The organism is Streptomyces sp. NPDC005004 (assembly GCF_053600675.1).
In genome coordinates this window covers 77317-101913 of the sequence record NZ_JBSGAH010000011.1, presented here as the reverse complement: position 1 = coordinate 101913, position 24597 = coordinate 77317, and the positions used below count along the sequence as shown (strand labels likewise).

Genomic DNA, 24597 nt, shown 5'->3' with positions numbered 1-24597 from the left:
TTCATCCCTGGGTGTTCTGGATAGCTTCGCGGAGCACCTGGCGGTCGTCGAAGGGACGGACCACGCCGGCGATGTCCTGGCCCTGCTCGTGGCCCTTGCCCGCGACCAGCACGGTGTCGCCCGCGGCCGCGCGGCCCACGGCGGCGGCGATGGCCGCGGCACGGTCCTCGAAGAGCAGCACCTCGCCGCGCTCGTGCGCGGGAACGGAGGCGGCGCCTTCGAGCATGGTCGCGAGGATCGCGAGGGGGTCCTCGGAGCGGGGGTTGTCGGAGGTCAGTACGGCGATGTCGGCGTAGCGGGCGGCGGCGGCGCCCATCGGGGCGCGCTTGGTCCTGTCGCGGTCGCCGCCGCAGCCGAGCACGATGTGCAGCCGGCCCTTGGTGACCTTGCGCAGTGCCTTGAGCACCGACTCGACCGCGTCGGTCTTGTGGGCGTAGTCCACGACCGCGAGGTAGGGCTGCCCGGCGTCGACGCGCTCCAGGCGGCCGGGGACGCCGGGCACGGCGGCGATGCCGTCGGCGGCGGTCTGCGGGTCGATCCCGGCCGAGGCGAGGGCGACGAGGGCGGCGAGGGTGTTGGCCACGTTGAAGGGACCGGGCAGCGGCGAGCGGGCGTGCACGCGCTCGCCGTTCGGGCCGATCGCGGTGAACGTCGAGTCCATCGGGCCGATCTGGACGTCCTCGGCACGCCAGTCGGCGTCCGGGTCGCCCTCGGCGGAGAAGGTGACGACCGGGACGCCCGCCTCGCCGACAAGTCTGCGGCCGTACTCGTCGTCGGCGTTGACCACGCCGAATCTGCTGCGCTCGAGCGTGAAGAGCTGAGCCTTCGCCTGGAAGTAGTCCTCCATGTCGGAGTGGAACTCCATGTGTTCCGGGCTCAGGTTGTTGAAGACGGCGATGTCGAAGACGCAGCCGTCCACCCGGCCGAGGACCAGCGCGTGGCTGGAGACCTCCATGGCGACCGCCTCGGTGCCGCGTTCGCGCATGACGGCGAACAGCGCCTGGAGGTCGGTGGCTTCGGGGGTGGTGCGCTCCGACTTGATGCGCTCCTCGCCGATGCGCATCTCGACGGTGCCGATGAGCCCGGTGGCGCGTACGGCCTTGAGGCCGCCCTCGACGAGGTAGGCGGTGGTGGTCTTGCCGGAGGTGCCGGTGATGCCGATCTGGAGCAGCTCGCGGCCCGGGTGTCCGTAGACCGTGGCGGCCAGTTCGCCCATCCGCGCGCGCGGGTCGTCCACGACGAGGACCGGCAGTCCGGTCGCCCCGGCGCGCTCGGCACCGGTGGGGTCGGTGAGTACGGCGACGGCGCCGAGGCTCGCGGCCTGGGTGACGAAGTCGGCGCCGTGCAGGCGGGCGCCGGGCAGTGCGGCGTAGACGTCACCGGGGCGGACGGCGCGCGAGTCGTGGGTGATTCCCGTGACCTCGGCGGCGCCGGCCGGTGCGGCGATCCCCAACTGATCGGCGAGCTCCGCGAGGGGGGTGGCGGAGATCCGAACCGGTCGTGGCGGTCCCGGGTAGGTCACGGAAGCGCCCTTCTGGGTGGTTTGGGACTGATCAGCGTGTGGCACGGCGGTGAGCGTACCGGGAGTACCCGCCTCGGGGCGAAGCGAGGGGCGGGGGCCTGTTCGGTTCCCGTCGTCGGGGGTGATCGTTGTCACGGCTCGTTCCTGGTGGTGGGGGCCCGGTGGGCTGTCGCGGCCGGTCAGGGCTGGTAGGTGACGGGCAGCCTCGCGGCCTTGGCGCCGGTCGGCGGGACCTGGAGGGTCTTGAGCGCGAACTCCATCACCTGCTTGTAGACGGGTCCGCAGATCTGGCCGCCGAAGTAACTGCCGGAGGTGGCGTTCTGAATGGCGCAGTAGACCGTGACGCGGGGCTTGTCGGCGGGGGCGAATCCGGCGAAGGAGGAGGTGTATCCGTGGTACCTCCCGGTGGCCGGATCCACGCGGTTGGCGGTGCCGGTCTTGCCTGCGACGCGGTAGCCGGGGATGCGCGCCTTGATGCCGGTGCCCTGTTCGTCGTCGACGACGGACTCCAGCATCTGGGCGACGGTGCGGGCGGTCTTGTCGCTGACCACCCGGGTCTTGCCGGGCTGCGGGGCCGGGGTGAAGCGTCCGTCGGCGCCCTTGGTGCCGCGCACCAGGGTGGGTGCGACGCGTACTCCCCCGTTGGCGATGGTCGAGTACACGGACGCGGCCTGGACGGCGTTGATGGAGAAGCCCTGGCCGAAAGGGATCGTGTACTGCTGCGAGGTGGACCACTTGGCGGCGGGCGCCAGGATGCCCGGGGTCTCGCCGGGGAAGCCGAGTCCGGTGGAGCGGCCGATGCCGAACTTGCGCAAGTACGAGTAGAGCGTGTCGTTGGCCGCGCGCTGGGTCTTGCCGAGCTGCCCGGTGGCGAGGATGGTGCCGATGTTGCTGGACTTGGCGAGCACGCCGTTGAGGGTGAGGTGCCAGGTGGCGTGGTCCACGTCGTCCTGGAAGAGCCGGTCGCCGCGGTGCAGCCGGTTGGGTACGACGACATGGGTGAGCGGGGTGGCCGCGTTCTCCTCCAGGACGGCCGCCATGGACATCACCTTGGCGGTGGAGCCGGGTTCGTAGGCGTCCTGGAGGGCCGCGTTGCCCATGGCGGCGGAGTCGGCCTTGGACAGGTCGTTGGGGTCGAAGCCGGGCGAGTTGGCCATGGCGAGGATCTGGCCGGTGCGGGTGTCCTGGACGACGACGTAGCCCCGGTCCGCCTTGGACTTCTTGACCTGCTGGGAGATGGCGTTCTGCGCGGCCCACTGGATGTCGCGGTCGATGGTCAGCTCGACGTCGCTGCCGGAGACGGCGGGGGTCTCGGTGGAGCCCGCGGTGGGCACCTCGCGGCCGCCGGACTGGGCGTAGCGGATCTTGCCGTCCTTGCCGGTGAGCTGCTTGTTCAACTGCTGCTCGATGCCGCCGCCGCCCTTGCCCTCGCTGTTGACCCAGCCCAGTATCCCGGCGGCGAGGTCGCCGTTGGGGTACACGCGCTGGCTGCTGGGGTCGGCGAAGACGCCCGCGAGCACGTTGCCGGTCCCGGACTTCTTGGCGAGGGCGGCCTTGAGGTCCTTGATCTGCTTCCAGACCTGCGGGGTCTGCCGGGTGGCGAGCCGGGCGTAGCGCGACTCCTTGTCGGCGGGGCGGAGCTTCCTGACGAGCATGGCCTGATCCTCGTTCAGGATCGGGGCGAGCAGGGCGGCCGCCTGCTCGGGTCCGTCGGAGATCTTGAGCTGCCGGGGCTGGAACATCATGGGGTCGGCCGTGATGTCGTAGGCGTCCTCGCTGACGGCGAGGGCCACCCCGGAGCGGTCGGTGATCCGGCCGCGCTCGGCGGCCAGGGTGTGCACGACATAGCGGTTCTGCTCGGCCTTGGCGGTGTAGGTGCTCGCGTCCACCGCCTGGACCTGGAGCAGCCGGACCACGAAAGCGGACAGCACCAGGGTGAAGGCGAGGCCGACCAGGCGCAGCCGGGGGCGCGGGCTGCCGAGCCGGAAGGCGGGCCGGGCCGGGGTCCGGGGTCCCGACGGGCGGCGGGCCGGGCGGGCGCCTGGGCCGGGACGCCCTGGCTGGTGCCGGGTGGCGGCGCCGCGGGGGCGGGGCGGTCCGGCGGCCCCGGGCACGCGGCGACGCGGCGTTTGCCTGTCGGACACTTCCGTCACCTGCCGTGGGTCGGAGTGGAGGCGGGCTGGGTGGTGCGGGTCCGGTTCTGCTTCTGCGCGGACGGGGTCGCCTTGGGGGCGGGCGTCGCTCGGGGAGCCGCGCTCGTCTTCGGGACCGAGGACGCCGGTGCGGTGGATGCGCGGGGGGTCGCCGTCGGGCTCGGGCGTCCGGTGGGGCTGCCGCTCGGGGCGGTGTCCGAGGTCATCGCCTCGGGCGCGCGGGGGCCGTTGAGCACGGCGGGGCCGGGCGCGGCGCTCGGGACGCCCTTGACGGTGCCGTCGGGGCCGAGGAAGGCGGGGTCGCCGCCGGGGACCATGCCGAGTTCGCGGGCCCGGCGCTGGAGGGCGTCAGGGGAGGAGTAGGAGTCGATGTCCCGCTGGAGGGCCTGCTCCTCGTCGGTGAGGTTCTTGGTGCGCTTTTGGAGGTCGTCGAGCTGGAACGAGCCCTCGCTGAGCGCGGAGTTGAGCATCAGCAGGCCGAGCAGTCCGCCGCCGAGGAGCAGCACGACGAGGAACACGAAGGGGGTCCGGGCGGCGCGGGCACGGCCCGCCGGGAAGAGCCGGGCGAGCCGTGCGGCCCGCCCTCGCAGTTCGGGTTCAGCGCCCACGGGCCCTCCGCAGGGTCCCCGCGCCCGGTCGGCCCCGTCCGCTCACTCGGCGTCCTCCCTGATCCGCTCGACACCGCGCAGCCGGGCGGGAGCGGCCCGGCGGTTCTCGGCGATCTCCTCCTCGGTGGGGAGTTCGGCGCCGCGCGTGAGCAGCTTGAGCCGGGGCTGGTAGCGCTCGGGCACGACGGGCAGGCCGGGGGGCGCGGTGTTGGCGGCGCCGGCCGCGAAGACCTGCTTGACCAGCCGGTCCTCCAGCGAGTGGTACGAGAGCACGGCGACCCGCCCGCCGACGCCGATGGCCTTCACGGCCGCCGGGATCGCCCGCTCCAGGACGGACAGTTCGCCGTTGACCTCGATGCGCAACGCCTGGAAGGTGCGCTTGGCCGGGTTGCCGCCGGTGCGCTTGGCGGCCTGCGGCAGGGCGTCGCGGATGAGTTCGACCAGGCGGGCGCTGTTGGTGAACGGCTCCTTCTCGCGCTCGCGGACGATCGCCGAGACGATCCGCTTGGCCTGCTTCTCCTCGCCGTACGCGCGCAGGATGCGCACCAGTTCACCGGCCGGGTAGGTGTTGAGGACCTCGGCGGCGCTGATGCCGGTCGTCTGGTCCATGCGCATGTCCAGGGGAGCGTCCTGGGCGTAGGCGAAGCCCCGGTCGGCCTCGTCCAGTTGCATGGAGGAGACGCCGAGGTCGAAGAGGACGCCCTGGACGTGCGGGATGCCGAGGCGGTCGAGCACCTCGGGGAGTTCGTCGTAGACGGCGTGCACCAGGGTGGCGCGGTCGCCGAAGGGGGCGAGGCGTTCACCGGAGAGGCGCAGCGCCTCCTTGTCCCGGTCGAGGCCGATCAGCCGGGCCTCGGGGAAGCGGGTCAGCAGGGCCTCGCTGTGGCCGCCGAGGCCGAGGGTGCAGTCGACGACCACCGCTCCCGGCCGCTCCAGCGCGGGTGCCAGCAGATCCAGGCACCGCTGGAGCATCACCGGGACGTGTCGACTCTCGGTCAAGGGAGCCTCTCAGTTCTGGCGGGCGCACGCACCGCCGGGTCCCCGCCCGCTGCTCCACGTGAGGGAGACCGGCCGGCGCCGGAGGCGTCAGCCGACCGGGAGCGGGAGGGGGCCGAGCCGTACGTACGCGCCGCGCACGCGGGGAGAGCGGTCCGGGTGGGTGCCGTGCCGTCTCCTTGTGGTTTCACCAGCGGGAAGAGCCGGGCCTCCCGCTTCGCGTCACTTTAGTCCACCCTGTGTCGCGGTCAATCAACCGGCCTGCGCGTCGCGTACGGCATCCGCACCGGAGCGGGGATCGGCCCGGATTCACCCGTCCGGCCGACGTTGGCGCTCCGTGTGGGTTAGCTCACAACAAGCCACGATGGCGTTCTTTGTCCCCTCTCACAGCAGGCCGGGGAGGCGGGTGACCAGTAACGTCGAGACCATGACGACTTCCGCACCAGTTCCCACCGGACCCGAGGGCGCCATAACGGCCGCCGGCAGCGTGACGGACCGCCTGGTCGACGCCAACGAGCAGTACGCCGCGGGCTTCAGCGATCCCGGCATGGACGCGCGCCCCGTGCTGCGCGTGGCCGTGGTGGCCTGTATGGACGCCCGCCTCGACCTGCACGCGGCGCTCGGCCTGGAGCTGGGCGACTGCCACACCATTCGCAACGCGGGGGGCGTCGTCACCGACGACGTGATCCGCTCCCTGACCATCAGTCAGCGGGCGCTCGGCACGCAGAGCGTCGTGCTCATCCACCACACCAACTGCGGTCTGGAATCCCTCACCGAGGAGTTCCGGCACGAGCTGGAGATGGAGGTGGGCCAGCGCCCGGCCTGGGCGGTGGAGGCGTTCCGTGACGTGGACCAGGACGTGCGCCAGTCGATGCAGCGGGTGCGCACCTCACCGTTCCTGCCGCACACCGACGACGTGCGCGGCTTCGTCTTCGACGTCCGCACCGGTCTGCTTCGCGAGATCGACCCGGCGAAGGAGCCCGCCTCCGGCACCGCGTCCGCCTGACCCCTGCCGCCCGATGCCCGGCCCGCCCCTCTCCGCCGACGGGAGGGGCCACGGGGGGGGCGGTGCGTGTCCGGACCGGCGCGGAGTGGCCGGTCGGGCCACGCGTGGCCGATACGACGATCGAGTGGCCGGGCTCGGCGACGAGTGGTCGGTCAGGCGAGTGGCGGCCAGACCCGGCAGCAAGTGGCCGGGTCAGGCGACGGATGACCGATCCGGCGGCAGGCGGCTGATCCGGCGACGGGCGGCCAGCCCGGCACCGGGCGGCCAGCCCGGCACCGGGCGGCCAGGCCCGGCAGCAAGTGGCCGATCCGGCGGCTGGCGGCCTACTCGGCGGCGGGCGGGCGGCGGACCCGGCAAGGGGCGGCCGATCCGGCCGATGACCGGTCCCGCGCGCCATGGCCAAAGGGTGCAAGACCGGCATGGGGAGGGGGGTTGTCCACAGGCCCTGGCCGGGCAGTTGTCCACAGGCCGTGACACGAATCGATAACGGCGGCAAGAATGCGGGTGTGACGGCGCGCGGATCTGGTTTCCGCACGGTGTCCGTGTTTCGGGGTGGGCCGGAGCCGCGTCGCGAGGTGTCGCGGGCCCCGGCCCTTGTGAGAACGGGCCGAGGAGGGCCGGGTGACGACCTATGACGATCGAGCGAGCCTCAGTGATCTGACGGCGACGGTGGAGCGGGTGCGCCGTTCGGTGGAGGACGTGATCGAGGGCAAGCCCGAGGTCGTACGGCTTTCGCTGACCGTACTGCTCGCCGAGGGGCATCTGCTGATCGAGGACGTCCCGGGCGTGGGCAAGACCATGCTGGCCAAGGCGCTGGCGCGGTCCATCGACTGCTCCGTGCGGCGTATCCAGTTCACGCCCGATCTGCTCCCCTCGGACATCACCGGGGTGTCGATCTGGGACCAGCAGCGCCGTGACTTCGAGTTCAAGCCGGGTGCGATCTTCGCGCAGATCGTGATCGGCGACGAGATCAACCGCGCCTCGCCCAAGACCCAGTCGGCGCTGCTCGAGTCGCTGGAGGAGCGCCAGGTCACCATCGACGGGAAGAGCTACGAACTGCCGCGCCCCTTCATGGTGGTGGCGACGCAGAACCCGGTCGAGATGGAGGGCACGTATCCGCTGCCCGAGGCGCAGCGCGACCGGTTCATGGCCCGGGTGTCGGTGGGCTATCCGAGCATCGAGGCCGAGCTGCGGATGCTGGACGTGCACGGCGGTGTCTCCCCGCTGGAGGATCTGGAGCCGGTGGCGCACGCGCACGACATCGTGAAGCTGATCGAGGCGGTCCGCGAGGTCCACGTCTCGGACGCCGTCCGGCGGTACGCGGTGGAGCTGGTCTCCGCCACCCGCTCCCACCCCGACCTCAGACTCGGCGCCTCGCCGCGCGCGACGCTGCATCTGCTGCGGGCGGCGAAGGCGTCGGCGGCCCTGTCCGGCCGGGAGTACGCGCTGCCTGACGACGTGCAGGAGCTGGCCGTGGCCGTGCTCGCGCACCGGTTGCTGCCCACCACCGAGGCCCAGATGAGCGGTCGTACGGCCGAGCAGGTCGTGCTGGAGATCCTGCGGCACACCGCGGTGCCCTCGGCCGCGCAGCGGGAGAGAGCCTTCGGCGGTCTCGGCCGGGCCGTGCCCGCCTATCCCCAGCAGCCTCCGCGGGGTCTGTGATGTCCGCCGGGGGGCCGGAGCGGACGCCGGGCCGGACGGCCGGGCTCCGTACGGCCCTGGCGGGGCTGACCACCCGGGGCCGCTCCTTCCTGGCGGCCGGTGTCGCCGCCTCGGTGTGCGCGTACGTGCTCGGCCAGAGCGATCTGCTGCGGGTGGGGCTGCTCCTGGCCGCCCTGCCGCTGATCTGCGCGGGCGTGGTGCACCGCACCAGGCACCGGGTGGCGTCGGAGCGGCACCTCTCCCCCGGGCGCGTGCCTGCGGGCGCGGAGGCCAGGGTGAGCCTGTGCGTGGACAACGTCTCCCGGCTGCCGACCGGGCTGCTGATGCTCCAGGACCGGGTGCCGTACGTTCTCGGGCCCCGGCCGCGCTTCGTGCTCGACCGGATCGAGCCGGGCGGGCGCCGCGAGGTGTCCTACCGGGTCCGCTCGGACCTGCGCGGCCGTTATCCGCTGGGGCCGCTCCAGTTGCGGCTGAGCGATCCCTTCGGCATGTGCGAGCTGACCCGCTCCTTCCCGGCACACGACACGCTGACGGTCGTCCCGTGTGTGGAGCCGCTGGCCCCGGTGCGCCTGGGCGGCGAGACTCAGGGGTACGGCGACGGGCGGCGGCGTTCGCTGGCGGTCGCCGGGGACGACGACGTGATCCCGCGGGGCTACCGCTACGGCGACGATCTGCGCCGGGTGCACTGGCGGTCCACCGCGCGCCACGGAGAACTGATGGTGCGTCGTGAGGAGCAGCCCCGGCGGGCCCGCTGCACGGTCCTGCTGGACACCCGCGCCGTCGGCTACGAGGACGCGGGCCCCGGCTCGGCCTTCGAGTGGGCGGTCTCCGCCGCCGCGTCGGTGCTCGCGCACATGATGGAGCGCGGTTTCTCGGTGCGGCTGCTCCTGGACACGGGGGCGACGGTGCCCGGCGAGGGCGGCGGCGGGTTCCCGGGCACGGGCCAGGAGACGGCGGCCACCTCGGGGCTGATGATGGACACCCTCGCGGTGGTCGACCACTCGGAGGCCACGGGCCTGACGCGGGCGTACGACGCGCTGCGCGCCGGGGACGAGGGGCTGCTGGTCGCGCTGCTCGGCGATCTCGACGACGAGCAGGTGCGCACGGTGGCCCGGATGCGGCGGCGCAGCGGGGCCGCGCTGGCCTTCGTCATGGACCCGGGGGTGTGGACGCGCGATCCGTCCGCGGCCGCGGACCCCGAGGACCCGTGCGAGGAGCGGCTGCGGGTGCTGCGCGAGGCGGGCTGGACGGCGCTCGGTGTGCCGCGCGGTGCCTCGCTGGACGAGTTGTGGCGGCGGGCCGACCGGGAGCGCTCCGGTCTGGTCACGCCGAGCGGAAGGGCGGGGGGATGAGCGGGCGGGCGCGACTGGCGGGGTGCGCCGCGGCGGCCACGCTGATGACGGCGTGTTCACTGCTGCCGCTGGTGGCCGGTCCCGGCTGGCTGGTGGTGGCGGCGCTCCTCGTCGGGGTGCAGACGGGCGTGGGCGCGGCGGGGCGGCGGGTTCCGCTGGCGCGGCCGCTGACCGTGCTGGCGCAGCTCGTGGTGACGCTGCTGCTGCTCACCCTGGTCTTCGCACGGCAGCAGGCGTTCGCCGGGCTGTTCCCGGGCCCGGAGGCGTTCGGGCACTTCTCGGAGCTGCTGCGGCAGGGCTCGGACGACGTCAGCCGGTACGCGCCTCCGGCGCCGCTGACCGACGGCATCCGGCTGATGCTGATCGGCGGGGTGCTGATCGTCCATCTCCTGGTGGACACGCTGGCGGTGACCTTCCGCGCGGCGGCCCCGGCCGGGCTGCCGCTGCTCGCGCTGTACTCGGTGGCGGCCGGGCTGTCGGGGGGCGGTGCCGACGGGCTGTGGTTCCTGCTCGCGGCGGCCGGTTATCTGTTGCTGCTGCTCGCGGAGGGCCGTGAGCGGGTGACCCGGTGGGGCCGCGTCTTCGGGGCCACGGCCCGCGCGCCGGGTGCCGGTGAGGGCACGCTGGCCGCCCCGGTGCGCACCGGGCGCCGGATCGGCGCGATGGCGCTGGGCGTGGCGCTGCTGGTGCCGCTGGCGCTGCCCGCGATGCGGGACGGTCTGCTGGGCGGCACGGGTGCGGGCGGCACGGGCAGCGGAACCGGCGGCATGATCTCCGCCGTCAACCCGCTGGTGTCGCTGCGCGACTCCCTGAACGTGGACAGCGACCGGCAGGTGCTGTCCCTGCGGACCAACGCCGACGACGTGTCGGACATGTACGTGCGGATCGTGTCCCTCGACGACTTCGACGGCACGACCTGGAAACCGGCCCAGCGGCACATCGTCGCCGTGCCGGACGGCTTTCCGACCCCGGTCGGGCTGGGTCCCGACGTCCGCCGGACCACGGTGCGCACGACCGTGTCGGCGGCCGGGTGGTACGCGCAGGACTGGCTGCCGATGCCGTATCCGCCGACCGGTGTGCGGATCGGCGGCAACTGGCGGTACGAGCCGGTCGGCATGACCCTGGTCGGCGACCACGGACAGACGACGCGCGGCGCGACGTACCTGGTGACCAGCCTGGATGTGGAGCCGACGGCGCGACAACTGGCCACGGCGCCGAAGCCGCCGGCCGCGTTGGCGCGTCAGTACACCGATGTGCCGCCGGGGCTGCCGAAGGTGGTGGCGCGGACGGCGAAGAAGGTCACCGCCGGCGCGGCGAACCACTACGAGGAGGCGGTGAAGCTCCAGGACTGGTTCGCGCTGGACGGCGGCTTCCGGTACGACACCCAGGTGCAGGTGGGACGCGGTCCGAACGCCATAGCGAACTTCCTGCGCGACAAACAGGGCTTCTGCGTGCACTTCTCCTTCGCGATGGCCGCGATGGCCCGCACGCTGGGGATTCCGGCCCGGGTGGCGGTCGGCTTCGCGCCGGGGACCCCGCAGGCGGACGGTTCGGTGTCGGTGAGCCTGAAGGACGCCCACGCCTGGCCGGAGCTGTATTTCGAGGGCGTGGGCTGGACCCGCTTCGAGCCGACGCCGAGCCGGGGCACGACACCGGCGTACACCCAGCGGCAGACCCCGAGCAGCGCGCTGCCGGACCCGGCGCTGCCCACGCGCGGCTCGTCGGCCGCGCCGTCGCCGCAGGCGTCGGCGAGTGAGAGCTGCGCGGCAGGTTCGGCCGCCGCGGCGGTGTGCCCCGGGCCGTCCTCGGCGGTGGCGTCGCCGGGCGGGGGCGGGGGCGCTCCGGGCGGGCTGTGGGCCGCGCTGCTCGTGGTGGGCGCGCTGGTGCTCCTCGCGCTGCCGCTGATGCCGCTGCTGTGGCGGCTGCGGGCACGCTCCCGGCGGCTCGGCGCGCGTCCCGGGACCGACGAGGGCGCGGCGGAACACACGCTGGCGGCCTGGCTGGAGCTGACCGACAGCGCCTGGGACCACGGGATCGTGCCGGAGGACTCGCTGACCCCGCGCGCGGCGGCGGAGCGGATCGTGCGGCTGGGCCGCCTGGACGAGGAGTCCGTGGCCGCGGTGCACCGGGTGGCGGACGCGGTGGAGCAGGTGCTGTACTCCCCGCGGCCCCGCTCGGCCACCGGAGTGGCGGCGGACGTCCGTCGCGCGCTCACCGGACTGAACGCCTCGGCGAGCCGGTCCACCCGCCTGCGCGCCCGGTTCGCCCCACGCTCGGCCGTACGCGCCCTGTGGACGGCGACGGACCGCTGGACGGCGCTGCGGGCCCGGGCGGCGACCTTGCGACCGGTGCCGGGCGGAGCGGCCGGCCGGGGCGGGTCGTAGGGAGACCCTGGGCGGGCGGGTCGCAGGGAGACCTTGGGCGGGCGTGGCGTGGCGCCGGGGCGCGACGGCGGAGGTCCGCCGGGCGGCCGCACGATCCTGCCCGGGAGGACTCCCGGCCGGGCGGGGCATCCCGGGCCCGGCGGGCCCCTTGCCCGGGCGGGCGCCGGATCGGCCGGGTGTCGGGGTGGCGGAGGGGTGGGCGCGGGCGTCGTACCCGGTCGCGGACATGCCCGAGGGGTGGCCACCAGTCGGTGGTCACCCCTCGGGCGGTGTCTGTCGGTGTGCGGGCGGTCAGTGGCCCTGTTCGTCTCGGCGGCGCTGCCAGCGGGCCTCGATCCGCTCCATCATGGTGCGTCTGCGGCGCATCGGGCGGCGGCGCCGGGCCGCCGGACCGTGGCGCTCGCCCGGCTTGGGGGTCTTGCGCCAGCCGGTGACGGCGAGGACGGCACAGCCCAGCATGACGAGGAAGCCCACCACACTGATCCAGATGATCTGCGCGACCATCCCGGCCATGAGGAGCGCGATACCCACGAGGAAACCCGCAACGGACTGGTAGACCCGCCGACGGGTGTACGTCCGCAGCCCGTTTCCCTCAAGCGCCGACGCGAACTTGGGATCTTCGGCGTACAGCGCTCGCTCCATTTGCTCGAGCATTCGCTGCTCGTGCTCCGAGAGCGGCACGGAGTCCTCCTCATCGTGCAGTCGCCGGGGCGACCCGGGGGGTCTTTTCAGGATAGGCAGGGAATCGCCCCCGTGAAACCCGCCCCTCTGCGCCTTCTGACCAAACGGAGCCGCCACGGCGTCCCGGCCCGCTGAAGCTTCATTCCCCAACGGCCGACCCGTCATGCCGGTTCGGTGCACCTCGATCATACGGCGCAAACCCCTCGATCGGAGGGCTTGTGGCGTACTCCATCTGCCGACAAGCCCCTGATCAGCCGCGGGTCACCCGGCACCCTCAGGCCCGCGGCGCCCCGGGAGTCTCACCGAGCACATGGATCTGCGTGGCCACGGAGTGGAAGGCGGGCAGCTCGGCCGCGGCCGCCTCCAGGCGGAGCAGGGCGTCGAGCGCGCCGGGCTCGGTGTCCACCAGGACGCCGGGCACGAGGTCCGCGAAGACCCGTACGCCGTGCACCGATGCCGCCCTGAGGCCCGCGCCCTCGACCAGCGCCGTGAGCTGCTCGGCGGTGAAGCGGTGCGGGACCGGGTCGGCCTCGCCCCAGCGGCCGTCGGGGTCCTGCAGGGCGTGCCGGGCCTCGGTGAAGTGGCCGGCCAGAGCGCGGGCGAGGACGGCGCCCCCGAGTCCGGCCGCGAGCAGGCTGAGCACGCCTCCGGGGCGCAGCGCCGCGACGGTGTTGCGGACACCCTCGGCGGGGTCGTCGACGTATTCCAGGACTCCGTGGCACAGCACCGCGTCGTAGCCGCCGCGGTCGACCACGTCGAAGAGGCCGTGGGCGTCACCCTGGACGCCGCGCACGCGGTCGGCGACGCCCGCCTCGGCGGCCCGGCGCTCCAGCGCGAAGAGCGCGTTGGGGCTGGGGTCGACGACGGTGACGTGGTGGCCGAGCCGGGCGACCGGCACCGCGAAGCGGCCGCTGCCGCCGCCGGTGTCGAGCACGTCCAGCGCGTCCCGTCCCGAGGCCTTCACCTGGCGGTCGAGGGCGTCCCGGAGAACGTCCCACACCACGGCGGTACGGAGGGAGGCGCGGGGCATCGGGTCCGGCACGGCAGTTGACTCCTCGGCGCGGCACCGCCCGTTGCCCGGCGGCGCGAAAGGGGTTGCCTCCCCGGCCCGTCCCGGCGGGGTGGAGGCATCAGGCACGTCCACCCTATTGCCTGCGGCCTCGACCGGCTCACCCCCGACGGCCTGCGCGGGAACGCGTCTCGCGACGTGGACACGGCCCCCGTGTCTCAGCCCTGCGTGCCCTCCTCCCGGGTGCGGGGCAGCACCGGCTGCGGGAGCAGCATCCGCTCGACGAGCCGTATGAACATCGCGACGTCGCGTATCAGATCGTCGGCGTCGCGGGTGGTGGCCGCGCCCCGGATGCCCGCCTCGGCGCGGGCGCGGCGGGCCGCGCCGGAGGCGAAGAGGGCGCTCCACTCGGTCAGTTCGGGCGCGATCTCGGGCAGCACCTCCCAGGCGCTGCGGATGCGGGCGCGGCGGCGGGGCGTGGGATCGGGGCGGCCGCGCGCGGCGAGCACGGCGGCGGCGGTGCGCAGGGCGGCGAGGTGGGCCGTCGCGTAGCGCTCGTTGGGCGCCTCCTCGGCCACCGCCTCCGCCAGGGCGCTGCGGGCCTGGGCGAGCAGGGCGACGGCGGCGGGCGGCGCGGTGGCCCGGCGGACCACCGGGTGCACATCGCTCGCCGGGCCGGTCCGTGACGGGACGGAGCCGGTGGCAGTGCGTCGCCGGGCGGCGGCCGCGGACGAACTGGCCATGACGAACCTCCTGTCGTCGGTGACGGCACGGATGCCATCTGCGCCCATCGTGACCCCTGCCACTGACAATCCGTCCCGACCTGCGCTTTCGCACCGATGCCGGGCATACGGAGAGGGCCGGCCGCACCACGCCGCCGGCTGGTCCGCGAAGAGCCGCCGGCTGATCCGCGAAGACCGGGGAGACGCCCCCTAGCGCCGGACCGCCGAGACGAGCCCGCCGGGTCCCTCCTCGCCCCGCGGCGGGGTACCGAGGGGACGACCGTAGGCGGCGGCGCGTTCGCGCAGGGTGTGGCTGCTCGCCTCCCAGCCGTGTCCGGCCAGCCAGTCCACCGGGTCGTCGGGCATCTCCGAGACCCACAGCGACGCCGCCGATCCCGGCGCGGCGTCCGCGCCGAAGCGCTCGATCACGCCGCGCGAGCCCAGCGTCAGCCCCATCCGGCTGCCTGGCGCCGACTGGGCGCCGATGCGGGCCAGCAGCAGTTCCACCGCGTCCTCGGGCAGATAGATCAGCAGCCCCTCGGCGATCCACACGGTCGGCGCCGCCGGGTCGTGCCCCGCGGCGGCCAGCGCGCGTGGCCAGTCCTCCCGCAGGTCCACCGGGACGGTGATCCGCTCGCAGCGGGCGAGGGCCCGCTCCCGGCGCAGCACCGAAGCCTTGAAGTCCAGGGGCGCGGCGGTGTCGACCTCGAAGAGCCGGGTGCCCTCGGGCCAGTCCATCCGGAAGGCCCGGCTGTCCATGCCGGCGCCGAGCAGCACGACCTGCCGGACCCCGGACACGGCGGCCTCCCGCAGCAGGTCGTCGAGGAACCTGGTCCTGATGACGATGGAGAACGCCACGCCAAGGCGGCGCCGGCGCGCGGCCTCGTCGGCGGGCGGCGGCGAGGACGGCCACAGACCGCCCGCCGCGGCGAAGGCCCGTGCCAGCGGGTCGCGGAACAGCGCGTCCTCCCGCTCGCTCTCCAGCGCCCGCACCCGGGCCACTCCCACCGCCGTGGCCCACACGCCCGACGGCCGCATGTGCTCCTGCTCCTGGTCCTCAGTCACCGCGCCAGCCTAGACGCGCGGTTCCCCAGCGTCCGACGAGGAGAGCCGGGTTCATCGCCGGGTACACGGAGACCGAACACCCCCGCTGTTTCGCCCAGTTCCGTCGTCCGGCATACTTTTGAACTGACCAGTCAGTTCAAAAACGTAGGGGGGCCTGTGGACGGCGTGGACGTCACGGCCGAGGATTTCGGGGTCAAGGGACCGCGGGGGTGGGCCTTTCGGGGGGTCGGGTTCAGCGCGGAGGCGGGTTCGCTCGTCGCGGTCGAGGGGCCGTCCGGTTCCGGGCGGACCAGTCTGCTGCTCGCGCTCACCGGGCGGATGAAGCCGAGCGCGGGGACGGCGGTCGTGGGCGGCCTCGCGCTGCCCCGGCGGATGGCGGCCGTACGGAAGATCAGCGCCGTGGCCAACATGGCCGGGGTCACCGATCTGGAGCCCGCGCTCACCGTCGCCGAGCATCTGCGCGAACGGGCGCTGCTGCAAAGGCGGTTCGGTGACTCCCTGCGCGAGGCACTGCGTCCACGTCCGGACCGCTTGCACGAGGCGCGGCTGCGCGCCGACGCCGCCCTGGCCGCCGCCGGGCTCGACCCGGACACCCTGCCCAAGGGATCGCGCACGCCCGTACGGGACCTGGAACGCCTTGAGGCGCTGCGGCTCTCCGTCGCCCTCGCCCTCGTCGGCCGGCCCCGCCTGCTCGCGGTGGACGACGCGGAGGTGCGGCTCTCGGCGGAGGAGCGCGCCGAGGTGTGGACCCTGCTGCGCTCCCTTGCGCGCACCGGCACGACCGTCCTCGCGGTGTGCCGCACCGCCCCGGAGGACTGCGTGGCCGTCTCCACCGGGGCCGAAGACCAGGAAACCCGAGAACCCCGGGAACCTCAGGAACCTCAGGAAGCCCGGGAACCCCAGGAAGCCCCCGAGCCTCGGAAGGAGGCGGACCCCGATGCGTTCACCCCGGCTCGCCGCGCTTGAGCTGAGGCGGTTCGGGCGAGGGCGTCTCCCGCGCGCCGCCCTCGTCGCGCTGCTCCTGCTGCCCCTCCTCTACGGCGCCCTCTACCTGTGGTCGTTCTGGAACCCGTACGGCCGCCTGGACCGCGTACCGGTCGCCCTCGTCAACGACGACAAGGGCGCGACGGTCGCCGGGAAGCACCTCGACGCCGGTGACGACCTGGTGCGTGGGCTGCGTGACAGCGACACCTTCGAGTGGCACGAGGTGAGCGACGCCGAGGCGCGCCAGGGCGTGGAGGACGGCACCTACTACCTCTCCCTGACGATGCCCGCCGACTTCAGCGCGCGGATCGCGTCCAGTTCGGGCGACTCTCCGGAGGCGGGCGCGCTCCAGGTGCGCACGAACGACGCGAACAACTACATCGTGGGGCAGATATCCCGGACCGTCTTCGCGGAGGTCCGCTCGGCCGCCTCCACCAAGGCGTCCCGGTCCTTCCTGGACAAGATCTTCGTGTCGTTCTCCACGATCCACGACAAGACGGTGACCGCCGCCAACGGTGCCGACACCCTCCGACAGGGCCTGGGGAAGGCGGAGAAGGGTGCCAGGAAGCTCACCGCCGGGCTGAAGGACGCCGACAGCGGCAGCGGGCGGCTCGCGACCGGTCTGACCAAGCTCACCAAGGGCTCGGCCGACCTGGCCGACGGCTCGCGGCAGGTCGCGGACGGCACCCAGACCCTCGCCGACAAGGTCGACGGCGTCTACGCCAAGGCCGGTCCGTTCCTGAAGGACAACGAGAAGACGATCGGGGACACCGCACGTCTGGTGGCGGACTCGGCCGGTGCCGTGGACGACAACCTCGACACCCTGGTGCGGCTCGCCCCCGGCGCGGCGAAGACGGCCCACGCCTCCGCCGACGTACTCGCCCGGATCCACCGCACCCGCTGCGAGGCCGCCCCGCTGCCCGACCCGGCCTGCCCGGATCTGAAGAAGGCGCAGCAGGCGGCCGAGGACGTGGCGAAGGTGGCCGACGACCTCAACACCGTGATCGCGGACCAGGACGGCGACCTGACGACCATGCGGAAGAACCTCAGGACGCTGCGGACGCAGTCGCGCGCCCTCGCCGAGCGCGCCCCGCATCTGCACGAGGACCTGGCCGACGCGGTGGGCCGGATCAACAAGCTGAACGACGGCGCGGCCAAGGTCGCCGCGGGCGCCAAGAAGCTGCACACCGGTCTCGGGACCGCCGAGTCCGGCGCGGCCGCCCTGCACAAGGGCATCGGCCAGGCCGAGTCGGGCGCCCGCACCCTGGACGGCGGTCTGTACCGCCTCTCCGACGGCTCCGGGAAGCTCGCGGGCGGGCTGCACTCCGGGGCGCGCAAGATCCCCGACTACGGCAAGCACGACCGCGACGAGCGCACCGGCGTCATGGCCGACCCGGTGCGCCTCGCCTCGCGGGATCTGCACCGGGCGCCCAACTATGGCACCGGTTTCGCGCCGTACTTCATCCCGCTGTCCCTGTGGGTCGGCGCGATGGTCGCCTACATGCTGATGCCGCCGCTCAACCGGCGTGCCCTGGCCGCCGGTGCCCCGGCCCGGCGGACCGCCCCGGCAGGGTGGCTGCCGGTGGTCGCGATCGGGGTGCTCCAGGTGCTGGCGCTGATGGCGGTGCTGCACTGGGGGATCGGGCTGCGGATGGCGCGGCCGGCGGGGACGATCGGCTTCCTGTTCCTGGTCACGGCGTGTTTCGCGGCGATCGTGCAGTGGCTGAACGCCCGCTTCGGCGCGGCGGGGCGCATCCTCGTCCTCGCGCTGCTGATGCTCCAGCTCACCTCGGCGGGCGGCACCTACCCGGTGCAGACCAGTCCGGGCTTCTTCAACGCCATCCACCCGTTCCTGCCGATGAGTTACGTGGTCTCGGCGCTGCGCAGGCTGATCACGGGCGGCGGGCTCGGACCGGTGTGGCAGGCGTGCGCGGTGCTGCTGGCGTTCACCGCCGGAGCCCTCGCGCTCACCGCGGTCGCCGCCCGGCGCCGCCAGGTGTGGACGCTGGACCGGCTGCACCCGGAGCTGAGCCTGTGATCGCCGGGCTCCCCGGAAAGGTCCGGCACACGCGCTTACCTGTGAGAATCGGGTCCATGGAAAGCACCAGCGCCACGTCCGGCGGCAGCACGCGCCGTGAGGCCACCCGGCAGAAGCTCTACGAGGCGGCCGTCACGCTCATCGCCGAGCAGGGCTTCTCCGCCACCACGGTGGACGAGATCGCGGAGCGGGCCGGGGTCGCGAAGGGCACGGTCTACTACAACTTCGCGAGCAAGTCGGTCCTCTTCGAGGAGCTGCTGCGGCACGGTGTGGGGCTGCTGACCGCCTCGCTGCGGGAGGCGGCGGAGCGGACGGCGGCCCAGGGCGGCACCGGGGTGGACGCGCTGGACGCGATGATCCGGGCGGGCCTGGAGTTCATCGACCGCTACCCGGCCTTCACCCAGCTCTACGTGGCCGAGCTGTGGCGCACCAACCGCGCCTGGCAGTCCACGCTCATGGTGGTGCGCCAGGAGGCCGTCGCCGTGGTGGAGAACGTGCTGCGGGAGGGCGTCGCGGCGGGCGAGTTCAGCCCGGAGATCGACATCCAGCTCACGGCGGCCGCGCTGGTCGGGATGGTGCTGGTGGCCGCCCTCGACTGGCAGGCGTTCCAGCCGGAGCGCTCGCTGGACGACGTGCACGCGGCGCTGTCCCGGCTGCTCCAGGGCCGGGTGAGCGGCAACCGCTGAACGGGTGGAGGGCGCCGGGTCCGTCGTCACGACGGACCCGGCGCCCTCCTGTTTCCCCCGTACTCCCCGTACGGTCCTTCCCGGTCCCCGTGGACGGTCGGTCCACGGGCCCCCGTGCCTCGCTTCCGCCGACGGGTCGGCGGAAGGAGCGGCAGGCGGGCGGGCGCCGTTCCGCCGCCCCGTGTCGGCGGTGCCGGGCCGCGCCCCTTGCCGTGCCTCCACTCTCCCGCCCGGACGCCCTCCGGCCCATCCGCGCGGCTACTCATCTCGCCGTCTGGGTACGGATACTCAGCCGTCCGTACGCGAACCCGCCCCCGGCGGCGGCGCGCTGGCTACCATCGCCTCCGTGTCCGTACTCCCCCTGGTCTTCACCAGCGGCTGGGCCAGCGGCGTCAACGCCTACGCGGTGGTGCTGCTCCTCGGCCTGTTCGGCCTGACCGGGGTGAGCGACGACGTCCCGCAGACCTTGCAGCGCCCCGAGGTGCTGATCGCGGCCGGTGTGCTGTTCCTGCTGGAGACGGTCGCCGACAAGATCCCGTACGTGGACTCGGTGTGGGACTCGGCGCACACGGTGATCCGGCCGCTCGCGGGTGCCTGGGTCGGGGCGCTGCTCGCCGGGCACAGCGGTTCGCTCTCCGACGTGGCCGCCGGCCTGGTCGGTGGTTCGACGGCGCTGGCCAGCCATGCCGTGAAGGCCGGGACGCGGATGGCGGTCAACACCTCGCCCGAGCCGGTCAGCAACATCGTGCTGAGCCTCGCCGAGGACCTCGGGGTGGGCGGGATCGTGTCGTTCGCGATGTTCCATCCAAAGGCGGCGGCGATCGTCTGCGCGGTGCTGCTGGTCTCCGGTCTTGTCGTGATGGTGTTCCTCGTCTCCCGCATCCGCCGCTTCCTGCGCCGTCGCGCCCGGCGCCGCGGGGAACGCCGGCCGGCCGCGCGGATGGACGGGCCGCCGTAGGGCCCGTCCGACGGACAGACCCCGGGGGCTCTCCGACGGCGTTGTCGGTGGGGGTCGGTAAAGTCGCGGTCATGGCACGGATTGTGGTGATCGGCGCCGGGATGGGCGCGATGGCGTGCGCCGCCCGGCTGGCCGTCGCGGGCCACCGGGTGACGGTGTACGAGCGGGACGAGACGTACGGCGGCGCGGTGCGCCGTTTCGAGCGGGACGGCTTCGCCTTCGACACCGGCCCGGGGCTGCTGCCGCTGCCCGCCGTCTACCGCGATCTGTTCCTGAAGACCGGCAAGGAGCCGCTGGAGGACCTGGTCGAGCTGGTCCAGGTGGACCCGGCCGCCCGGCACGTCTTCGCGGACGGCACGCACGTCGATCTGCCCAACGCCTCGCGCGCCGGGGTCGTCGCGGCCCTGGACGGGACACTGGGCGCCGGGGCCGGGCAGCGCTGGGGCGATTTCCTGGTCCGGGCGCGTGAAGCCTGGGACCGCACCCGCCGCCCGCTCCTCGAAGAACCCCTGTGGCCCAACTGGCAGGTGCTGGCGGACCGCGAGCCCTACCCGTCGGTCCCGCACAAGAAGCTGCTGCGCACCCGTCGCGCCTCCACGCTCGCCGAGGTCGGCGCCTGGGAGCTGCGCGACGACCGCCTGGCGGAGCTCCTGTCGAGCCACGCGCTCGCGTACGGCCTCGACGCGCGCACCGCCCCCGCGAGCGCGGCCGTGCTGCCGTACATGGAGCACGCCTTCGGCACCTGGTACGTACGCGGCGGGATGCGCGAGCTGGCCCGCGCGGTGTACGAGCGGTGTGTGCGGCGCAGGGTGGAGTTCGTCTTCGGCGCCGAGGTGACGCGGGTGGTGGAGAAGGACGGCCGGGCGGCGGGTGTGGAGCTGGCCGACGGTTCGGCGGTCGAGGCCGATCACGTCGTGGCGGGCGTGGACCCGGTGCTGCTCGGCTCGCTGACGGACCGTGAGCTGGACGGCGAGGGCGACGTCGCGGCCGGGTGCGCCCCCTCGGACGCCGCCCGGTTCACCGTGTCGCTGGCGCTGCGCGGGGCCCGGGAGGAGGGCACCCCGCACCGCACGGTGGTGCACGCCCCGGACGGTCAGGCCGAGTTGGACTTCCTGGCGTCCCCGGGCGGCGACCTGCTGCCGCGTCCCACGGTGACCGTGTACCGCCCCGGCGACCCCGCGCTCCGGCCGGACGACGCCCACGAGTCGGCCGTGCTCTGCGCGACCGTCCCGGTGGACGCGGGCTGGGAGGACCCGGAGAAGGCCGCCCGCGCGACGGAGTTGATGCTCGACGCCGCGAGCGCGGCGATACCGGACCTGCGTGAACGCCTGCTCTGGCACGAGGTGTCGACCCCGGGCCGGACCGGTGCCGTGCCCGCGCCCTCGCTCGCCGCGGGCGGCGGCCGGTTCCTGCACCCCGCCAACTCCACACGGCTTCCCGGCCTCTACCGGGTCGGCGGCTGGGCCCACCCCGGCGGCGGGCTGCCGCACGCGGGCATGTCGGGCGCGCTGGTGGCCGGACTCGTCGTGGAGGGGCCGGAGTTCCGCGGCTCGACGTGAGCCGCGGACGCGCTCAGTAGCGGTACTGCTCGTCGTACCCGGCGTTCGGCTGCTGCTGCGCCTGGCCCTGGTAGGGGTACGGCTGCTCCTGCGGGAGTTCGCCGCCGTACGCCTCGTCGGTGCGCTGCTGCGGCACCCAGACTCCGCCGGCCGGGGTCTGGGTCTCGCCGTAGCCACCGGTGCCGTAGGCGGCGTCCTGGCCGTAGGTCTGCTGCGTCTGCTGGGCGTACTGCTGCTGGCCGTAGCCGGATGCGTCGTAGCCGCTGTAGTCCTGCGTCTGGGTGGCGGCGTACGGGTCCTGGTAGGTGCCGTAGCCCTGGGCGCCGGTGGTGGCGTCGTAGCCGTAGGACTGCTGCTGGGTCTGGTCGTAGCCCGAGTAGTCGTACGCGTATGCCTGTTCCCCGGTGGGCTGCTGCTGGGGGGCGGCCGGGGTCTGGTCGCCGTAGACGCCGTAGGAACCGGTGTCGTCGGGCATCGGCTGGGGCTCGTAGACGGTGGTCGCCTCGGTGGCGCCGGGCTCGGGCGCGCGGACCGGGGTGAAAACGTCGTCCCGGTCGTAGGCGTCGTCCTCGAAGTCGGCGCTCTCCCGGGCGTAGGCGGGCGGCTCGTAGGCGGCGGCCCCGGTGTCGTCGTCGGCGTCACCCGCGCCGAACACGGGGTCCTGGTGCTCGCCCCGGCGGCCCCGGCGCTTGGCGGGCGCCGCCTCCTCGCCGTCGACGGGCCGCTTGACCGCCCAGCCCGCCGCGAAGCCCTTGCGGAACGAGAGCGTGACGTAGGTCTGGCCGACCGCGAAGGCGATCGCGCCTATCCCGATGACGATCACGGACGGCAGCAGCACGCCGACCACGACGCCGAGGAATCCGGTGAACGCGAGCAACCGCCAGCGCAGCCGCGCCTTGTACTGCAGCAGCACTTCGCCGAGCAACCACAGCGCGACGATGCCGAACGCGATGTAGAGGACCGTCCAGCCCATGTACGCCCCTCTCCCAGTGACCGTTACGCAGTGTGTCGTACGCCGGTGCGGCCGGTCTAGGCCCGCGGGGGGTGATGCAGGCCCAGGTTCTCGTAGATTTCCAGTGTCGCCGTGGAGTTGTTGAGCGTGATGAAGTGCAGTCCGGGCACTCCTTCTGCGAGCAGGCGCGCGCAGAACTCCGTGGCGAAGTCGATGCCAAGGGAGCGTACAGCCGCCGGGTCGTCCTTCGCTGTGAGGATCCGCTCTTTCAGCTCGGACGGGAAGACGGCGTTGCTGAGTTGTGGCAGTCGTTCCAGCATCCGCACACTCGTGACCGGCAGGATCTCGGGGATCACCGGGGTCTCGCAGCCCGCCGCGGCCACCCGGTCGCGCAGCCGGAGATACGACTCGGGCTGGAAGAACATCTGTGTGATCGCGTAGTCGGCGCCCGCGCGGCACTTGTCCACGAAGTGGGACACGTCGGTGTCCCAGTCGCTGGAGCGCGGGTGCATCTCGGGGAAGGCGGCGACGCCGACGCAGAAGTCGCCCGACTCCTTGATGAGCTGGACGAGTTCGGCGGCGTAGGTCAGGCCCTGGGGATGCGCGACCCAGTCGCCCATGGGATCGCCGGGCGGGTCGCCACGCACGGCGAGCATGTTGCGGATGCCCGCGTCGGCGTACTGGCCGATGATGTTGCGCAGTTCGGCCACCGAGTGGTCCACGGCGGTGAGATGGGCGACCGGGGTGAGCGTGGTGTCCACGACGATCTGCTGGGTCTCCTTGACCGTGGTGGCCCGGGTCGAGCCGCCCGCGCCGTAGGTGACGGAGACGAAGTCGGGGGCCACCGCCTCGACCCGGCGCAGCGCGTTCCACAGGTTCCGCTCGCCGGTCGGGGTTTTCGGCGCGTAGAACTCGAAGGAGTACGCCGTCTTGCCGGTGGCGAGGATGTCCCGGACGGTCCGGGCACGATCAGTCCTGGTGGATGCGGTTCCGAGGGCCATACCCGCAGGTTAGCCAGGGGTCGCCGGTCCCCCAACCGGGAACCGGCGATATGGCCGAATTGCCGGACGCTTGTCCACCCCTTGGACAGGAGCGGCGGAATCCGGGCGGCTGTCAGACCTCGCGCAGCCGCTTGGCGAACTCGGCGGCCGCCGCGCCCGGGTCGTCCGCCTCGGTGAGCGCGCGGACCACGACCGCCCGGCGGGCGCCCGCCTCCAGCACCTCGTCGAGGTTGCCGAGGTCGATGCCGCCGATGGCGAACCAGGGGCGGTCGGTACCGAGCCCGGCGGTGTACCGGACGAGGTCCAGGCCGGGCGCGGGGCGGCCGGGCTTGGTCGGGGTGGGCCAGCAGGGGCCGGTGCAGAAGTAGTCCGCGCCCTCCTGGACGGCGGCCGCCGCGGCCTCGGCCTCGCTGTGGGTGGAGCGGCCGATCAGCACGTCGTCCCCGAGGATCGCGCGCGCCGCCGGCACCGGCAGGTCGCCCTGGCCGAGGTGGAGCACGTCGGCGCGGGCGGCGTGGGCGACGTCGGCGCGGTCGTTGACCGCGAGCAGCTTGCCGTGGCGGGCGCAGGCGTCGGCGAAGACCTCCAGGTGCGCCAGCTCCTCGGCGGCCTCCAGGCCCTTGTCGCGCAGCTGCACGATGTCGACCCCGCCCGCGAGGACCGCGTCCAGGAACTCGGTGAGGTCGCCCTGCCGGGTGCGGGCGTCCGTGCAGAGGTAGAGCCGGGCGTCGGCGAGGCGGGTGCGGGCGGTGTCGGACATGCGGTGGTCCCCCGGGGTGTTCGGTGGTGCGGTGCGGGCCGGACGGCGTACGGGCGTGGGCCGGTCGTCCGTCCGGTGCCCCGGCAGACAGGGCGAACGCCGCCTGCCGGGGCTCTGGTGCGATGGGTCAGACGGCCAGCGCCTGGGCCCGGCGCTTCACCTCCGTGCCGCGGTTCTCGCTCAGGGCCTGGGCGGGGGTGCCCGGCAGGGAGGGGTCGGGAGTGAACAGCCACTCGATCATTTCTTCGACCGTGAAGCCGTCGTCCCGCAGGAGCGTCAAGGTGCCGACCAGGCCCTTGACGACCTTGTCCCCGTCGATGAAGGCGGCGGGGACGTGCAGCGCCCGGTTCTCACCACGGCGTACGGCGATGAGCTGGCCCTCCTTGACCAACTGCCGCACACGCGTCACCTCGACACCGAACTGTTCGGCGATGTCGGGGAGGGTGAGCCAGGCGGGGACGAGAGCATCGATCTTTGCGTCAATCTCGGTCACATGACC

Annotated in this window: 21 protein-coding genes; 9 read left to right on the top strand and 12 right to left on the bottom strand. The window is 73.6% G+C overall.

Features of this window, described 5'->3' with window-relative positions; all coding sequences use genetic code 11:
- Window position 1 precedes the first annotated feature (1 nt).
- From ACWEEU_RS17725 to rsmH, 4 genes are read right to left on the bottom strand one after another with little or no spacing between them, the layout of a single operon-like run.
- Window positions 2-1657 (bottom strand): UDP-N-acetylmuramoyl-L-alanyl-D-glutamate--2,6-diaminopimelate ligase, encoded by a 1656-nt coding sequence (locus ACWEEU_RS17725; protein WP_451733299.1) that lies wholly within the window; start codon window positions 1655-1657, stop codon window positions 2-4.
- Between the two features lie 44 nt (window positions 1658-1701).
- A complete protein-coding gene (locus ACWEEU_RS17720) occupies window positions 1702-3666 on the bottom strand; it encodes a peptidoglycan D,D-transpeptidase FtsI family protein (RefSeq protein WP_451733296.1) in 1965 nt (654 codons plus the stop codon).
- A gap of 5 nt (window positions 3667-3671) precedes the next feature.
- Window positions 3672-4283, bottom strand: a complete 612-nt coding sequence (locus ACWEEU_RS17715; protein ID WP_451733293.1) for a septum formation initiator family protein — start codon at window positions 4281-4283, stop codon at window positions 3672-3674.
- Window positions 4284-4325: 42 nt separating this feature from the next.
- Window positions 4326-5282, bottom strand: coding sequence for a 16S rRNA (cytosine(1402)-N(4))-methyltransferase RsmH (rsmH, locus tag ACWEEU_RS17710; RefSeq protein WP_385747562.1), 957 nt, complete (start codon window positions 5280-5282; stop codon window positions 4326-4328).
- 424 nt (window positions 5283-5706) lie between these two features.
- Between rsmH and ACWEEU_RS17705 the strand changes: the two genes are divergently transcribed.
- From ACWEEU_RS17705 to ACWEEU_RS17690, 4 genes are all read left to right on the top strand, one after another.
- Window positions 5707-6285: a beta-class carbonic anhydrase gene (locus tag ACWEEU_RS17705; protein WP_451733289.1), complete on the top strand. Its 579-nt coding sequence runs from the start codon at window positions 5707-5709 to the stop codon at window positions 6283-6285.
- A gap of 621 nt (window positions 6286-6906) precedes the next feature.
- Window positions 6907-7947 (top strand): AAA family ATPase, encoded by a 1041-nt coding sequence (locus ACWEEU_RS17700; protein WP_385747566.1) that lies wholly within the window; start codon window positions 6907-6909, stop codon window positions 7945-7947.
- Window positions 7947-9299, top strand: coding sequence for a DUF58 domain-containing protein (locus ACWEEU_RS17695; protein ID WP_451733286.1), 1353 nt, complete (start codon window positions 7947-7949; stop codon window positions 9297-9299). The genes ACWEEU_RS17700 and ACWEEU_RS17695 overlap by 1 nt, the downstream gene beginning before the upstream one ends.
- Window positions 9296-11683, top strand: coding sequence for a transglutaminase TgpA family protein (locus ACWEEU_RS17690; RefSeq protein WP_451733283.1), 2388 nt, complete (start codon window positions 9296-9298; stop codon window positions 11681-11683). The genes ACWEEU_RS17695 and ACWEEU_RS17690 overlap by 4 nt, the downstream gene beginning before the upstream one ends.
- Before the next feature lie 291 nt (window positions 11684-11974).
- Here ACWEEU_RS17690 and ACWEEU_RS17685 read toward each other — a convergent pair whose 3' ends face one another.
- The 4 genes from ACWEEU_RS17685 to ACWEEU_RS17670 all read right to left on the bottom strand — a co-directional run bounded on the left by ACWEEU_RS17685 (window position 11975) and on the right by ACWEEU_RS17670 (window position 15118).
- Entirely contained in the window at window positions 11975-12364 is a 390-nt protein-coding gene (locus ACWEEU_RS17685; protein ID WP_385747571.1) for a DUF3040 domain-containing protein, read from the bottom strand.
- Between the two features lie 274 nt (window positions 12365-12638).
- On the bottom strand, window positions 12639-13406 hold the full coding sequence (locus ACWEEU_RS17680) for a methyltransferase (protein WP_385747573.1): 768 nt from the start codon (window positions 13404-13406) through the stop codon (window positions 12639-12641).
- Window positions 13407-13591: 185 nt separating this feature from the next.
- Window positions 13592-14116: an SAV_6107 family HEPN domain-containing protein gene (locus tag ACWEEU_RS17675; RefSeq protein ID WP_385747574.1), complete on the bottom strand. Its 525-nt coding sequence runs from the start codon at window positions 14114-14116 to the stop codon at window positions 13592-13594.
- A gap of 189 nt (window positions 14117-14305) precedes the next feature.
- Window positions 14306-15118 (bottom strand): class I SAM-dependent methyltransferase, encoded by an 813-nt coding sequence (locus ACWEEU_RS17670; RefSeq protein WP_451733521.1) that lies wholly within the window; start codon window positions 15116-15118, stop codon window positions 14306-14308.
- A gap of 198 nt (window positions 15119-15316) precedes the next feature.
- Here ACWEEU_RS17670 and ACWEEU_RS17665 point away from each other — a divergent pair, with 198 nt between their 5' ends.
- From ACWEEU_RS17665 to ACWEEU_RS17645, 5 genes are all read left to right on the top strand, one after another.
- Complete coding sequence (locus tag ACWEEU_RS17665) at window positions 15317-16126, top strand: ATP-binding cassette domain-containing protein (protein ID WP_451733278.1); 810 nt, start codon at window positions 15317-15319, stop codon at window positions 16124-16126.
- Window positions 16098-18182, top strand: a complete 2085-nt coding sequence (locus ACWEEU_RS17660; protein ID WP_451733275.1) for a YhgE/Pip family protein — start codon at window positions 16098-16100, stop codon at window positions 18180-18182. Before ACWEEU_RS17665 ends, ACWEEU_RS17660 begins: the two co-directional genes overlap by 29 nt.
- Window positions 18183-18238: 56 nt before the next feature.
- On the top strand, window positions 18239-18868 hold the full coding sequence (locus ACWEEU_RS17655) for a TetR/AcrR family transcriptional regulator (protein WP_385747580.1): 630 nt from the start codon (window positions 18239-18241) through the stop codon (window positions 18866-18868).
- 346 nt (window positions 18869-19214) lie between these two features.
- Entirely contained in the window at window positions 19215-19826 is a 612-nt protein-coding gene (locus ACWEEU_RS17650) for a DUF4126 domain-containing protein (RefSeq protein WP_385744030.1), read from the top strand.
- Between the two features lie 71 nt (window positions 19827-19897).
- On the top strand, window positions 19898-21385 hold the full coding sequence (locus tag ACWEEU_RS17645) for a phytoene desaturase family protein (protein WP_451733271.1): 1488 nt from the start codon (window positions 19898-19900) through the stop codon (window positions 21383-21385).
- A 13-nt stretch (window positions 21386-21398) separates the two neighbouring features.
- Here ACWEEU_RS17645 and ACWEEU_RS17640 read toward each other — a convergent pair whose 3' ends face one another.
- From ACWEEU_RS17640 to ACWEEU_RS17625, 4 genes are all read right to left on the bottom strand, one after another.
- Window positions 21399-22358 carry an SCO2102 family sporulation regulator gene (locus tag ACWEEU_RS17640; protein ID WP_385744027.1) on the bottom strand — a complete coding sequence of 320 codons (960 nt, stop codon included), beginning with the start codon at window positions 22356-22358 and terminating at the stop codon, window positions 21399-21401.
- Between the two features lie 56 nt (window positions 22359-22414).
- On the bottom strand, window positions 22415-23338 hold the full coding sequence (metF, locus tag ACWEEU_RS17635) for a methylenetetrahydrofolate reductase [NAD(P)H] (RefSeq protein ID WP_385744026.1): 924 nt from the start codon (window positions 23336-23338) through the stop codon (window positions 22415-22417).
- Between the two features lie 112 nt (window positions 23339-23450).
- Window positions 23451-24098 carry a thiamine phosphate synthase gene (thiE, locus tag ACWEEU_RS17630; protein WP_451733267.1) on the bottom strand — a complete coding sequence of 216 codons (648 nt, stop codon included), beginning with the start codon at window positions 24096-24098 and terminating at the stop codon, window positions 23451-23453.
- Window positions 24099-24225: 127 nt separating this feature from the next.
- Window positions 24226-24591 (bottom strand): Rv2175c family DNA-binding protein, encoded by a 366-nt coding sequence (locus tag ACWEEU_RS17625; RefSeq protein ID WP_199583366.1) that lies wholly within the window; start codon window positions 24589-24591, stop codon window positions 24226-24228.
- Window positions 24592-24597 lie beyond the last annotated feature (6 nt).

Coding starts and splice junctions, on each gene's coding strand:
- ACWEEU_RS17645 (WP_451733271.1), top strand. CDS start 19,898: ATGGCACGGATTGTGGTGATCGGCGCCGGGATGGGCGCGATGGCGTGC.
- ACWEEU_RS17660 (WP_451733275.1), top strand. CDS start 16,098: ATGCGTTCACCCCGGCTCGCCGCGCTTGAGCTGAGGCGGTTCGGGCGA.
- ACWEEU_RS17655 (WP_385747580.1), top strand. CDS start 18,239: ATGGAAAGCACCAGCGCCACGTCCGGCGGCAGCACGCGCCGTGAGGCC.
- metF (WP_385744026.1), bottom strand. CDS start 23,338: ATGGCCCTCGGAACCGCATCCACCAGGACTGATCGTGCCCGGACCGTC.
- ACWEEU_RS17675 (WP_385747574.1), bottom strand. CDS start 14,116: ATGGCCAGTTCGTCCGCGGCCGCCGCCCGGCGACGCACTGCCACCGGC.
- ACWEEU_RS17690 (WP_451733283.1), top strand. CDS start 9,296: ATGAGCGGGCGGGCGCGACTGGCGGGGTGCGCCGCGGCGGCCACGCTG.
- ACWEEU_RS17705 (WP_451733289.1), top strand. CDS start 5,707: ATGACGACTTCCGCACCAGTTCCCACCGGACCCGAGGGCGCCATAACG.
- ACWEEU_RS17640 (WP_385744027.1), bottom strand. CDS start 22,358: ATGGGCTGGACGGTCCTCTACATCGCGTTCGGCATCGTCGCGCTGTGG.
- ACWEEU_RS17695 (WP_451733286.1), top strand. CDS start 7,947: ATGTCCGCCGGGGGGCCGGAGCGGACGCCGGGCCGGACGGCCGGGCTC.
- thiE (WP_451733267.1), bottom strand. CDS start 24,098: ATGTCCGACACCGCCCGCACCCGCCTCGCCGACGCCCGGCTCTACCTC.